General features: G+C 50.6%; 12 protein-coding genes. 11 read left to right on the plus strand and 1 reads right to left on the minus strand.

Annotation, left to right across the window (positions count from 1 at the left end; all coding sequences use genetic code 11):
* Positions 1–2 precede the first annotated feature (2 nt).
* The 5 genes from lptM to xerC are packed head-to-tail and all read left to right on the plus strand — an operon-like array spanning position 3 to position 3,855.
* A complete protein-coding gene (gene lptM / locus AR688_RS18690) occupies positions 3–191 on the plus strand; it encodes an LPS translocon maturation chaperone LptM (RefSeq protein ID WP_068237718.1) in 189 nt (62 codons plus the stop codon).
* Complete coding sequence (gene lysA / locus AR688_RS18695) at positions 178–1,434, plus strand: diaminopimelate decarboxylase (protein ID WP_068237792.1); 1,257 nt, start codon at positions 178–180, stop codon at positions 1,432–1,434. The genes lptM and lysA overlap by 14 nt, the downstream gene beginning before the upstream one ends.
* 12 nt (positions 1,435–1,446) lie before the next feature.
* Positions 1,447–2,277: a diaminopimelate epimerase gene (gene dapF / locus AR688_RS18700; RefSeq protein ID WP_068237721.1), complete on the plus strand. Its 831-nt coding sequence runs from the start codon at positions 1,447–1,449 to the stop codon at positions 2,275–2,277.
* A complete protein-coding gene (locus AR688_RS18705; protein WP_068237724.1) occupies positions 2,274–2,930 on the plus strand; it encodes a DUF484 family protein in 657 nt (218 codons plus the stop codon). The genes dapF and AR688_RS18705 overlap by 4 nt, the downstream gene beginning before the upstream one ends.
* Positions 2,917–3,855: a tyrosine recombinase XerC gene (gene xerC, locus AR688_RS18710; RefSeq protein ID WP_068237726.1), complete on the plus strand. Its 939-nt coding sequence runs from the start codon at positions 2,917–2,919 to the stop codon at positions 3,853–3,855. Before AR688_RS18705 ends, xerC begins: the two co-directional genes overlap by 14 nt.
* Before the next feature lie 194 nt (positions 3,856–4,049).
* Here the strand turns inward: xerC and AR688_RS18715 are convergent, their stop codons facing one another.
* Complete coding sequence (locus AR688_RS18715; RefSeq protein ID WP_068237729.1) at positions 4,050–4,496, minus strand: DoxX family protein; 447 nt, start codon at positions 4,494–4,496, stop codon at positions 4,050–4,052.
* A 159-nt stretch (positions 4,497–4,655) separates the two neighbouring features.
* Between AR688_RS18715 and AR688_RS18720 the strand changes: the two genes are divergently transcribed.
* From AR688_RS18720 to AR688_RS18745, 6 genes are all read left to right on the plus strand, one after another.
* Positions 4,656–5,570: a LysR family transcriptional regulator gene (locus tag AR688_RS18720; RefSeq protein ID WP_068237795.1), complete on the plus strand. Its 915-nt coding sequence runs from the start codon at positions 4,656–4,658 to the stop codon at positions 5,568–5,570.
* A 5-nt stretch (positions 5,571–5,575) separates the two neighbouring features.
* Positions 5,576–6,274 carry an HAD-IA family hydrolase gene (locus AR688_RS18725; protein WP_068237798.1) on the plus strand — a complete coding sequence of 233 codons (699 nt, stop codon included), beginning with the start codon at positions 5,576–5,578 and terminating at the stop codon, positions 6,272–6,274.
* Positions 6,275–6,525: 251 nt separating this feature from the next.
* On the plus strand, positions 6,526–7,749 hold the full coding sequence (locus tag AR688_RS18730) for a multidrug effflux MFS transporter (RefSeq protein ID WP_068237731.1): 1,224 nt from the start codon (positions 6,526–6,528) through the stop codon (positions 7,747–7,749).
* A gap of 111 nt (positions 7,750–7,860) precedes the next feature.
* A complete protein-coding gene (gene uvrD, locus AR688_RS18735; RefSeq protein WP_068237734.1) occupies positions 7,861–10,032 on the plus strand; it encodes a DNA helicase II in 2,172 nt (723 codons plus the stop codon).
* The gene (locus AR688_RS18740) at positions 10,033–12,135 is read left to right on the plus strand and encodes a tRNA(Met) cytidine acetyltransferase TmcA (protein WP_068237737.1); all 2,103 of its coding nucleotides are present in this window, start codon (positions 10,033–10,035) and stop codon (positions 12,133–12,135) included. It begins immediately after the preceding gene.
* 75 nt (positions 12,136–12,210) lie between these two features.
* Positions 12,211–13,020, plus strand: coding sequence for a hypothetical protein (locus AR688_RS18745; protein WP_068237739.1), 810 nt, complete (start codon positions 12,211–12,213; stop codon positions 13,018–13,020).
* Positions 13,021–13,335: the final 315 nt, after the last annotated feature.

Here is a 13,335-nt window from a genome sequence, read left to right on the forward strand (position 1 = left end):
TCATGCACGCTTTTACAACCAAAGGTCCGCTGTTAACTGTTGCTGCCGCTATTATGCTGTGCAGCATGCTGAGTGCTTGTGGTCAAAAAGGTCCGCTTACCTTACCACAACCGGCACCTGAAGTGGCAGAACCGCAGCAAAACAACGCTAATCCAACCCAACCAACGGATGAACAACGTGGACCATTTTAATTATCAGCAAAACCGCCTGTTTGCGGAACACCAACCTTTAAGCAGCATTGCCGCCGAATTTGGCACGCCCTGCTATGTATACTCTCGCGCCACCATTGCCCAGCATTATCAGGCTTTTGCCAGTGCAGCATCAAAGCATCCGCACAGCCTGGTATGCTATGCCGTTAAAGCCAATAGTAACCTGGCTATTTTAAACCTGCTGGCCAAACTGGGCAGCGGCTTTGACATTGTATCCGGCGGAGAGTTGCGCCGGGTAATTGCCGCCGGTGGCGATGCGAAAAAAGTGGTGTTCTCCGGTGTGGCTAAAACGGAAGACGAAATGCGTTTTGCCCTGGAGCTGGGTATTAAGTGCTTTAATGTGGAATCTATTGCCGAACTGGACCGCCTGCAACTGGTGGCCAGCCGCATTGATAAAAAAGCGGCCATTTCTATCCGGGTTAACCCGGATATCGACGCCAAAACCCATCCTTATATTTCTACCGGTTTAAAAGCCAATAAATTTGGTATTGATATACTGCTGGCCCGTGATATTTACCGTAAGGCCGCCGGTTACAGCCACCTTGAAGTAGTAGGTGTAGATTGCCACATTGGCTCGCAGTTAACTGAAACCCAACCGTTTTTAGATGCACTGGAAAAACTGCTGACGTTAATTGATGATTTGGCCACTGATGGCATAGCGTTAAAACATATTGATATCGGCGGTGGCCTTGGCGTGACTTACGACAAAGAAACCCCACCCTCGCCGGCCGATTACCTGGGTAAAGTGGTAGAACGGCTAAAAAGCTACCCGCAGTTGGAACTGATTATGGAACCAGGCCGCGCTATTATGGCCAATGCCGGTGTGCTGCTGACCAAAGTAGAATTTTTAAAGCCGGGGCAGGAGAAGAACTTCGCCATTGTTGATGCCGCCATGAACGACTTAATCCGCCCGGCATTATACAGTGCCTGGCAGGCGATAGTGCCGCTGGAAATTAACACCGCGGCGCAGCCTGCGCTGTACGATATTGTCGGCCCGGTGTGCGAAACCGGTGATTTTCTTGGTAAAGACCGCGAGCTGGCCATAGCCCAAGGCGATTTACTCGCCGTGCGCTCAGCCGGTGCCTACGGCTTTACCATGAGTTCCAATTACAACAGCCGCCCACGTGCCGCCGAGGTACTGGTTGATGGCGAAAAAGTGCATTTAATCCGTGCCCGCGAACAATGGCAGGATTTATGGCGTGGCGAACAGATCATTACCGACTAATTAAGGGCGCTGATGTTGCTACATTTCACCAAAATGCACGGCCTGGGTAACGACTTTATGATGGTCGATGCGGTAAGCCAGAATGTATTTCTGACCAAAGAGCAGATTAAAGCGCTGGCGAACCGCAATACCGGCATTGGTTTTGATCAGCTGTTAATGGTTGAGCCACCCTATGATCCGGAGCTGGATTTCCACTACCGCATTTTCAACGCCGACGGCTCGGAAGTAGAACAATGTGGTAATGGCGCACGCTGCTTTGCTAAGTTTGTCCGCGCCAGGGGTTTAACCAATAAGCATAAAATTGGCGTTAGCACCAAATCCGGCAAAATAATGCTGTATGTTGAGGCTGATGGCCAGGTTACAGTAAATATGGGCGTGCCACAGCTGGACCCGGCACGAGTGCCGTTTAAAGCGCAAAAGCAGGAAATTACCTACATACTGCGCGCAGAAGAACACACTATTCTTTGTGGCGTAGTATCGATGGGCAACCCGCATGCTGTGGTAGAAGTAGACGATGTCGGCACTGCGTTGGTGCACCAGCAGGGCCCATTGTTTGAACACCACGAACGCTTCCCCGAGCGCGCCAATATTGGTTTTATGCAAATAGTCGCCCCAGGCCATATTAAACTGCGGGTATGGGAGCGCGGTGCTGGCGAAACGCTGGCCTGCGGTACCGGCGCTTGCGCTGCCGTGGTGGTAGGCCAGTTACAAAAAAAATTACAGCAGCAGGTACGAGTAGATTTACCCGGCGGCAGCCTGCAAATTCGCTGGAACGGCCCGGGCCAACCGGTAAAAATGACCGGCCCGGCAGAACATGTTTATGACGGACAAATACAGCTATGACAGATAGCCTTACCAAGGACAAAGACCTGCTAGCCGCCCATGTGGTGTACGACTACCTGCAGGATCACCCGGAATTTTTTCAGCAATACCCACAGCTGCTGGCCAGCTTACGGCTGCCACATCAGCAACGTGGCAGTGTGTCGCTGGTAGAGCGCCAGTTGGAGCTGCAGCGCGAAAAAATTCAGGCGCTGGAAGACGACATTACCCGATTAATGTCGGTAGCACGGCAAAATGAACAAATATTTCTGGCATTTAACCAACTACAGGCACAATTGCATCAGGCCACCAACCTGCAGGATGCCGAAACCAGCCTGCAACAATTTACCGCAGCCATGCCTTATGTGCAGGAATGCCGTTTACTGCGCTTTAGTGACGAGCAAAGCCGTAACCCGTTTCAGTTGTTGCTGTCACGCCGGCTGAACCAGCACGGTATTTATTTAGGCCGGTTAAATAAAGAAGAACAACAGGGTTTGTTTCCCTCGCATATTCACTCGGTGGCGCTGATCCTGATCAGTAGCCAGCAGCAACCGCTGGCATTACTGGCCTTTGGCAGCGAGCAGGACGATCACTTCCAACCATCAATGGATAAGCTGTTTATCAGCCATCTGGCCAGCATTTTAGCCCAGCTGTTACCGGGTTATGACGCAGCCTGACACGCCGTTATCGCCGCAGTGGCAGCAGCCGCTGCAGGCTTTCTTACAGTATTTACAATTTGAGCGCGGCTACAGCAGCAAAACGCTGGACAGTTATCAGCGCCAGTTACAGCAACTGGCGCTTAGTATCGCTGATGCGGATGCCCACTGGCTTAATCTGACAGAAGATCAGTTAAAACAGCATATTATCGGCTTGCGCCGCAGCGGCGCCAAACCACGTACCATAGCGTTAAAAGTGGCAGCGCTACGCAGTTTTTACCGCTTTATGCAGGCGCAAGATAAACGCAGCGATAACCCGGCGCAGTATTTATCAGTACCTAAGGCCGCACGCAGCCTGCCAAAAAACCTTAATGTGGATCAGCTAAACCACCTGCTGAGTTTTGACAGCAACGACGATATTCTTGCCTGTCGTGATAAAGCCATGCTGGAGCTGTTTTATTCATCCGGTTTGCGGCTGGAAGAACTGGTCAATGCCGATATCAGTGATATCGACTGGCAACAGCAGTTACTGCGGGTGACAGGTAAAGGCTGTAAGCAACGGATAGTACCGGTAGGTAAAATTGCGCTGGCAGCTTTACAACACTGGTTAAAACAACGCCCGGCGTTTAGCGCCAAGCTGCCAGAAGAGGATGCCAATGCGCTATTTGTCAGCAAACAGCATAAACGCATCAGCACCCGCCATGTGCGCGAACGGGTGCAGTTATGGGCGAAACAACAGGGTTTAAACCAGCATGTACACCCACATATGCTGCGCCACTCATTCGCCAGCCATATGCTGGAATCCAGCCAGGATTTACGCGCAGTGCAGGAACTCTTGGGCCATGCCAACCTGAGCACCACCCAGGTATACACCCATCTGGATTTCGCCCACCTGGCTAAGGTATACGATAATGCCCATCCCAGGGCAAAGAAGAAATCCGACTGATCTGACTGAGGCAAATAAAGCAGAATCGGTTTGCTCTAAACCAACCGTTGCAGGCCAGGATGGCCGAATCGAGCCTACAGGGATGTATTTACGACGTGTTGGTGTGGGCAAACCGGTTCGGCTTAAACATCCGGGCTAATGACCTGAACATAAAAACGCCCGGCAGAGCCGGGCGTTTTCTTTGTTACTCCGCCTTAGTTAAAGCGCTTGGCCAGTAGGTTATCTACTGAAGCTTTACCGGCGCCGCTAAACAGCAGCGATACGCTGGCGGCTAACAGGGCTAAACCAAATTCGTAACCGTTATTACTCATAAAAAAGCCATGTTGCAAATGTACGGCCACTATTGCTACCAGCATGGCAATGCTTAATGCCAGCGCTGCCGGCCGGGTTAACAGGCCCAGTACCAAGGCGATACCACCGAAAAACTCTGCCGCACCGGCTAAAAACGCCATAACGATACCTGGCGATAAACCTATGCTATCCATCCAGCCACCGGTACCTTCCAGGCCGTAGCCGCCAAACCAGCCGAACAGTTTTTGCGCACCGTGTGCGGCAAAGATAATACCAACCGGAACCCGTAATGCTAAAGCAGCTATGCCGGCGTTTGAGCTTAAAATTTTGTTTACGATTGAAGTAGCCATAATGTCACCTGTCAAATTATTTAAAGTTAAGTTTACTGCCTCTCGACAGCACTCTTTGCGTCGATATAGTCACTATAGCCAAATAATTTTTACGGCAAAAGCGCAATGTTTTGACTACACTATTCAAAATATTTGAATTTAGCCTTAAATGAGCCTGCTATGCATAACGTACTGAGTTTAGACGCTTTAAGAGCACTGGATGCCATAGAGCGAAAAGGCAGCTTTGCCGCCGCCGCTGAAGCGCTGTATAAGGTGCCTTCAGCCCTGAGCTACACCATTGCCAAGCTGGAGTCTGATTTAGGCGTAGCTTTATTTGATCGCAGCAAACAGCGGGCGCAGTTAACCCCGGCGGGGCAGTTGCTGTTGGAGCAGGGCCGCACCTTATTGCATGCCGCTAACCAGTTGCAAAATGCGGTAAAGCAGCTGGATACCGGCTGGGAAACCCAGCTGATGATTGCCAAAGACAGTATTGTTCCGAATGCACCGTTGCTGGATGTGATTGGTCAGTTTTTGCAGCTGGGCAAAATTACCCAAGTGTTGGTAACAGAGGAAGTGATGGCCGGCGCTTGGGAAGCGCTGCAAACCGGTCGGGCCGATATTGCAGTTGGTGTATCCGGCGACTTACCCAAGGGCCAGTTTAATTTACTGCCGTTGGGTGAAGTGGAATTTGTGTTTGCCGTGGCGCCGCATCACCAATTGGCGGCGCTGGATCGCATTGTCGGTATTGAAGATGTGCAGCAGTTTGCCGCCATTGTTGTAGCCGACTCGGCACTGGACGCGCCGAAGCGCTCGTCCGGCTTATTCGATACCCGGCAGCGCGTTATTGTCAGTAATATGCAGGCGAAAATAGACGCACAAAAACAAGGCCTGGGTATAGGCTTTGTACCTCGCCATCTGATCAGCGAAGAGCTGGCACGCGGCGAACTGGTCGCTAAAGCCAGCAGTATACCCAGAGATAAACTTCCGCTGTATATGGCGTGGCAAAAGCACAGCCAGGGCCAGGCGTTAAGCTGGTTTAGTCAGTACTTGGCAGCAGTAAACTGGCAGCAGGTGTTTCAGCCAGCAACATGGTAGCGAATATGCAATTATTTAAAGCACTGAGCCAGGTTAGCGTATTGTCGTTTGATTTAGACGATACCCTGTACGACAACAGCCCGGTTATCGAAGCAGCCGAACAGGCTATGCTGAATGCTTTGGCACAACAGGCTCCGGCAAGTAAAGCCACAGACAGTGAGTTTTGGTGGCAACAGCGCTTAAAGCTGGCCAGTATTGAGCCTGAGATCCGTCATGATATTGGCCGCTGGCGCCTACTGGGAATTGAAGCCGGTCTGCTTGAATTGGGCTTGCCCTGCGCTGAAGCGCGGCGCGCTGCCGAACAAGGCTACGCTGCTTTTCTTGATGCCCGCACCAGGATAACCGTGTCGCCCGAAGTAACGCAGCTACTCTGTGCGCTGGCAAAACAGTATCGTTTAATCGCCATTACCAATGGTAACGCCTGTATTAATAAAATGGGTATCGGCGAACTGTTCGAATTTAGCCTGCAAGCCGGGCCAGATGGCCGGATGAAGCCCTATGCCGATTTATTTCTCTCCGCAGCTGAACGCCTACAGGTAGCGCCTGCGCAAATACTGCATATTGGCGACAGCCACCGCGCTGATGTGATGGGCGCGCTAAGCGCCGGTTGTCAGGCCGCCTGGCTGGATCACTATCAAAGCGCAGTAACAGTTTTGCCGCATATTCGCCTGACGGACGTATCGCAATTATCCGCGTTGTTGTGATCTAACAATCCTAACCGCCTGGCGGACATAGAGCACTGAGCATATATCAGCAGCCGTGATATCAAATATACAGGCCTCGCAGGCTTGCTGGCGTATATGTCACAGCACAACATCTGGGGCGCCTGTCGATTTACCGCAACGCCAATCGACTACCGTTAAATTTGTTTATATTACTCAACGCTATTGGCCTTACCAAAACACCAGGCTCCCCTCGCCTTATCCACGGCAGGCTTAAACAAGGAATACAGTGAATGTCTGATTACTCTACCCATGCGCCGCAGTCGCGTATTTCCACCGCTGAATTTACCTTACTGGTGGCGCTTATGATGTCTATTGTTGCCATCTCTATTGACGCCTTATTGCCTGCGTTGGACGCTATTCGTGCTGATATTGTGATGAGCCATCCGAATCAGGCGCAGTTGGTGGTCAGCGCCTTGTTTTTCGGGATGGCGATAGGCCAGCTGATTTGCGGCCCTTTGTCAGACGCTACCGGCCGCAAGAAAGTACTGAACGGTGGCATAGCGCTGTTTTTAGTGGGTACAGTGATATGTTATTTCGCTAATGATATCAATATCTTGTTATTGGGTCGTTTTGTTCAGGGTTTAGGCGTGTCCGGCCCTTATGTTTCGGCTATTTCTATAGTGCGGGATAAATACTCCGGCAATGATATGGCGCGTATTATGTCGCTGGTGATGATGATTTTCGTTATGGTACCGGCTTTAGCACCCAGCCTCGGGCAGGCCGTGTTATGGGTAGGCACATGGCGTGATATTTTTCTGCTTTATGTCGGCTATGCGCTGTTAATCGTGGTGTGGATTTTCTGCCGCCTGGAAGAAACCTTGCCCAAACCGCATCGTATCCCGATGAGCAAAAAAGGCTTTGCCGAAGGCTTTAAAGAAGTTATCCGTAATGTACCCACTGTATGCTACATGATTTGTATGGGATTGTTTTTTGGTAGCTTTATTGGCTATCTGAATTCGTCACAACAGATATTTCAGGATTTATTTAAAACCGGCGAGCTGTTTACCCTGTACTTTGGTTTGCTGGCTATAGTGTTTGGCGTAGCCTCATTGCTGAACTCACGTCTGCTGCAAAAATGGGACATGCAGCAATTATCCATCGGTGCTGTCTGGGGCATTATTATCAGCTCAGCGCAGTTTTTAGTGCTGCATTCAGCTATTGAAATACAGCTGTGGATGTTTTTACTCTACGCTGCAGTGCTGTTTTTTTGCTTTGGTCTGGTGTTTGGCAATATTAACGCCATGGCGATGGAACCTATGGGGCATGTGGCTGGCATAGCTGCAGCTATTATCGGTTCTACGTCATCCATTATGTCGATGTGCATAGGCACAGTGATAGGCCAAATGTATAACGGCACCCTTATTCCGGTGACTGCAGGTTTCTTCATCTTTGGCTGTATCAGTATGGCAATTTTAACCTTTGCCAATATCTATAAAACAAAACATCAACAGTAAGAACAATGGGGCGTTATCATTTGACTAACTGGTTATATATCCACTAACTACGCTTGGCCTGCTCAGCCAGGCTGCTATAATGGCCGCCATTATGCTTAGCGAGACTTTCTGATGGATGTATCTTACCTGCTGGACGGGCTGAACGATAAACAACGCGATGCGGTGGCAGCATCACCGCAACATATGCTGGTACTGGCCGGAGCCGGTAGTGGCAAAACCCGCGTGCTGGTGCATCGCTTAGCCTGGTTAATGCAGGTAGAACGGGTGGCGCCTTACAGCTTGCTGGCGGTAACTTTTACCAATAAAGCCTCGCAGGAAATGCGCAGCCGGATTGAAAGCACCATAGGCGTTAGCTTAAACAACCTGTGGATGGGTACCTTTCATGGCTTGTCGCACCGTATGCTGCGGGCGCATTACCAGGAAGCCGGTTTACCGCAGGGCTTTCAAATCATCGACAGCGACGATCAGTACCGGCTGGTAAAGCGGGTATTAAAAGCACTGAACCTGGATGAAAAGCACTGGCCGCCAAAGCAAATTCAGTGGTTTATTAATGCCCGCAAAGACGATGGCCTGCGCCCTGGAATGATCGACGCCGCCGGCGATTTCAGCTTGCAGCAGATGGTAAAAATTTATGCTGCTTATCAGGATATGTGCGACCGCGCCGGTTTAGTCGACTTTGCCGAAATACTGCTGCGCAGCTTTGAGCTGTTAAAACAGAACAGCGACGTACGCGGCCATTATCAGCAGCGTTTTCGCCATATCCTGGTAGACGAGTTTCAGGATACCAACGCTATTCAATACCAGTGGCTGCGGCTGTTAGCCGGCAGCAATGCCAAAGTGATGATTGTTGGCGATGATGACCAGTCTATTTACGGCTGGCGCGGCGCCCGGGTAGAGAATATCCAAACCTTCTTAAAAGACTTCCCCGATGTAGAAACTGTGCGGCTGGAGCAAAACTACCGCTCTACCGAAACTATTTTAAAAGCCGCTAATGCGGTAATTGCCAATAACACCGATCGCCTGGGTAAGGATTTATGGACCGACGGCGCTCAGGGCGAAGTGATCTCCCTGTACACCGCCTTTAACGAGCTGGATGAAGCGCGTTTTATTGTCGGCCGCATCCGCGACTGGCACAAACAGGGCGATCGCTTAAGCGAAGCGGCCATTTTATACCGCAATAACGCCCAGTCGCGGGTACTGGAAGAAGCGTTAATTCAGGAAGGCCTGCACTACCGTATTTATGGCGGCCTGCGCTTTTATGAGCGCCAGGAAATTAAAGATGCGCTGGCTTACCTGCGGCTGTTGCACAACCGTCAGGATGACGCTGCACTGGAACGCGTGATTAATACGCCGGTGCGTGGCATTGGCGATACCACGTTAAATAAAGTCCGTGAACACTCCCGCGCTCAGCAACAAACGCTGTGGCAAAGCCTGCTGCAGATGCTGGCGCAAAAGCTGCTTACCGGCCGCGCCGCCTCTGCTATCGATAACTTTATGCAGTTAATCGAGCAGTTAGATACTCAGGTAGCGGAGTTACCGCTGCACGAGCAAGCCGAACATGCCATTAAGCAGTCTGGTTTATATGCCATGTATCAGGCAGAAAAAGGCGAGAAAGCCGAAACGCGGATTGAAAACTTAAACGAGCTGATAACTGCTTGTCAGAACTTTGATGAGCGCCGCGCCGAGGATATGACACCGCTGGCGGCGTTTTTATCACAAGCCGCGCTGGAAGCCGGTGAGTACCAGGCCGAAGAGCACTCGGATGCGGTGCAGTTGATGACATTGCACAGCGCCAAAGGGCTGGAGTTTCCGCTGGTGTTTATCTGCGGCCTGGAAGAGGGTATGTTTCCCAGCCAGCAAAGTGGCGACGACCCGACCCGTTTAGAGGAAGAGCGCCGGCTGTGTTATGTCGGCATGACGCGGGCGATGAAAAAGCTGTATTTAACTCATGCCGAAAGCCGCCGCTTATACGGTCAGGAGCAATACCATAAGCCATCACGCTTTATCCGCGAGATACCGGCTGAATACGTAGAAGAAATCCGCCTGACCACTCAGGTTAGCCGGCCCACCCAATTTAACCGCTTTGGCAGTGCTGCCTCGCATGTCGCCTTTGAAAATACCGGCTTTAAGCTGGGCCAGCGGGTGTTGCACGATAAATTCGGCGAAGGCACCGTGCTTAACTATGAAGGCACCGGCAGCCAATCGCGCATTCAGGTTAATTTTGACGATTTGGGCAGCAAGTGGCTGGTCACGGCTTATGCCCGGTTGCAGGCGGTTGGCTAAATGCCGTTAACTGCGCTGCTGGCTCAACTACAACAGTGGCAGCAACAAGCCGCGCAGTTGCATATCCGTTTGCCGGTTATTTGGCAGTGCACAGCAGAGTCGCTGCTGTCGCACACTTCGGTATTACTCAGCACTATTGGCTACGACAAGCTATATTGGCTTGGCGCTGAAGCGCCTGCCGATGCCGTTAACTTAACCGGCAAGCAAAATTATCAGCTGCTGGGCAGTGAATGCGATGTGTTAGTGATCAATGCGTTCAGCGGCTTTAACGCCGATCTGGTGGCAGCTTCAGCCGGCTGCGTTAAAGCCGGTGGCATCTGGTTGCTGCTCTGCCCGCCCTTTGCAAAGTGGCAGCAACAAGCTAATCCGGCACATAAAAACCTGTTACCTTACCCTCTGGATGCCGCTACGTATCAGGGCAGCTTTTTGTCATTCTTGCTTGCACAGTTACAACAGCAAAATGCGCTTTTTATTAATGAGCAACATGTAACAAAGCCGCTAAGCTGGCCAGCTATGGCACAGCCCCATCAGGCCGCAGCACCCTGCGTTACTGCAGAGCAGCAAGATGCAGTTGAGGCAATCTTGCACGTCGTTAGTGGCCATCGCCGCCGCCCACTGGTGCTGGCGGCTGATCGTGGCCGCGGCAAATCGGCAGCATTGGGCATCGCTGCGGCACAACTGGCAGCACAGGGTAAGCAACTGCTTATTACTGCTGCGTCACCACAAGCGGCAGCTACAGCCTTAACGCATTTTTCGCAGCTCGCTCCGGCAGCACAGCAGAGTAACCTGCAGTTTATCCCGTTTGATGAACTGCTGCGCAGCACTATCACTGCCGACTTATTATTAGTCGATGAAGCCGCCGCCATACCCACGCCGGTATTACAACAACTAGTACAGCGTTTTAGCCGCATTGTATTTGCCACCACTGAGCACGGTTACGAAGGCACTGGCCGGGGCTTTCAGCTGCGTTTTCAGCAGTATCTTAATCAGCAATGCCCCGGCTGGCGCAAATTGCAAATACAGCAGCCAATCCGCTATCAACAGGCCGATCCACTGGAGCAATTAATCTTTAATTGCTTTTTGCTGCGCCAAAGCAGCAATGAACTGACATATTCCGCGAATAGTGAAATCAGCGCGGTGAGATATCAGGCGAAAGATTGGCTGAATAATACCAATAAGCTGCAACAGGTATTTAGCTTGTTAAGCCTGGCGCATTACCAGACTCAGGTTAAAGATCTGGCTGCCCTGCTGGATAACCCCAGGCTACAGGTCGTTACGCTGGAGCAAGATAGCCAGGTGCTGGCTTGTGTGTTAATCATTAGCGAGGGCGATATTGCGCCAGAATTGGCTAATCAGATATATCTTGGCGAGCGCCGTGTACAAGGCCATTTATTGGCACAAAGCCTGGCATTCCACCTTGCTCAACCTGAACTTGCCAGCTTAAGCTTATGGCGCATAATGCGTATTGCCGTACAGCCAGCGTTGCAAAAACAAGGTCTGGGAACACAACTGCTGGGGCTTGTTAGCCAACAGGCCAAACAGCAAAACATCCGCTATCTTGGTACCAGCTTTGGCGTTAGCACAGAGCTGTTGCAGTTTTGGCAGCGCAATGGCTATCTGTCTGTACGCCTTGGGGTCAGCTCAGATAAAGCCAGCGCAGAATACTCCATACTGATGCTAAGCCCCGTTAACGCAGATGGCGAGGTTGTACAACAACTTAACCGGCAGTTTGGCCATAACCTGTTTCTGACATTATCAGGCCAATATCCGCAGCTAGACGCCAATCTTGCACTACAATTGGCGACACCCTTGCCAGATACCCCGGCACTAACAGAGGCTGAATTGCAGCAGTTAGCACTTTTTTGTCGTAACCAAAGGCCTTACGAGTTGATTGAGCCTATTCTGCAGCGCTGGTTTTGCAGACACTACCATGCTTTGCCGCCAGAGTTGGCAGCGCCGCTTTGCAGCCTTTACTGGCAACATAGCAGTTGGCCTGATCTACTTACACAATATGGTTTTAACAACAAAAATTCCGCGTTGGCACTGTTTCGCCAACATATAGCAAAACTGATATTTGCGGCAAAATATAACCACGACAGCTGATCAGTGCTGCCACAGCTTCCTTTTTTCTGTTAATCAGGCTAAGGTGCAGATATTATGTAATCGGTACTTATCTAGATGATCTCTATTATCCCGCTGCTGGGCATTTTATCCATGCCGGTTACTACGGCAAGCTTTTCTGGTTCAGAGCGAAGAACGCTACAATCCGCTATCAGCAGTGCGCTTTATTCAGAAGAAATTCACCGGTTTTATCAGCAGTGCAAGCAAGCAGACACAGACCTGGCGGATGCAGTATCGACCCCGGATAATCAGCGCTCAAAGCTTCAACAACTGCTGCAACAAAAAGTGCATAGTGCAGATATCCAATATTTACTTAATGCAGATCCAAAGCTGACAGCAGATCTTAAGCAAAATATATTAAAGCTGAAAGATTGCGCTGACACGGTAGCATTTCAAACGCTGCAGGATAGCTATGACTTAGCCTTATTTTCGCTTGAAATAGCTACTCCACTGAGTAAGCCTCTTAGTGATAAAAGCTCGGTTAGCGCATCGCAAGTCAAACAGGCACAACAACAGACACTAGCCTTGATAGAAAGTAGCCATGCCATCGCCTGGGCCAATGTGGCAGACAGGCAGCAGTTAAGCGCAGTGCAGCAAGCTAACTACCTGCACCCAGACTATCAAGGTCGCTATGTTTTTAAAGTGCAACACGGATGGCGTGGTAACACTGGCCATTATCTGGGCATGCATATTTTTGTCAGTGATGTTGATATTGATAAAACAGCTAAGCAGTGGCTGATTTTTTTGGACAAAAATGGTCACTTTATTAATGCATTAGAGGCAGAACAAGCGTCTGATCACCTAAAAGCACTGCAAAATACCGATTGGCGCTATGACGTGCATGGTAATCTGCACCGTAATAAATAATAGTTACTGCAAAACCAGCCCGCTTAATGCGGGCTTTTTATTGCCGGCTATTTGCATAAATCGGAAGATGTTTGGTAGTAGGCTTCTGGCGGTGAACTACATTGCTCACCCATCGTGCGCCTCGTCCCTGCGGGACCAGCCGTTGGCTGTCCAAAAATGTTCCGAACATTTTTGTCGCATAGCTTTTCGCTCGCTCGGGCAGATAACCCATCGGCAATACAAATAAAAAAACCCTTCGTTTTCACGAAGGGTCTGTTTATTTGGGAGCCTGGCGGTGAACTACTCTCGCATAGCGAATGCTACACTACCATCGTC

The organism is Rheinheimera sp. EpRS3, assembly GCF_001513785.1.
Classification (GTDB): domain Bacteria; phylum Pseudomonadota; class Gammaproteobacteria; order Enterobacterales; family Alteromonadaceae; genus Alishewanella.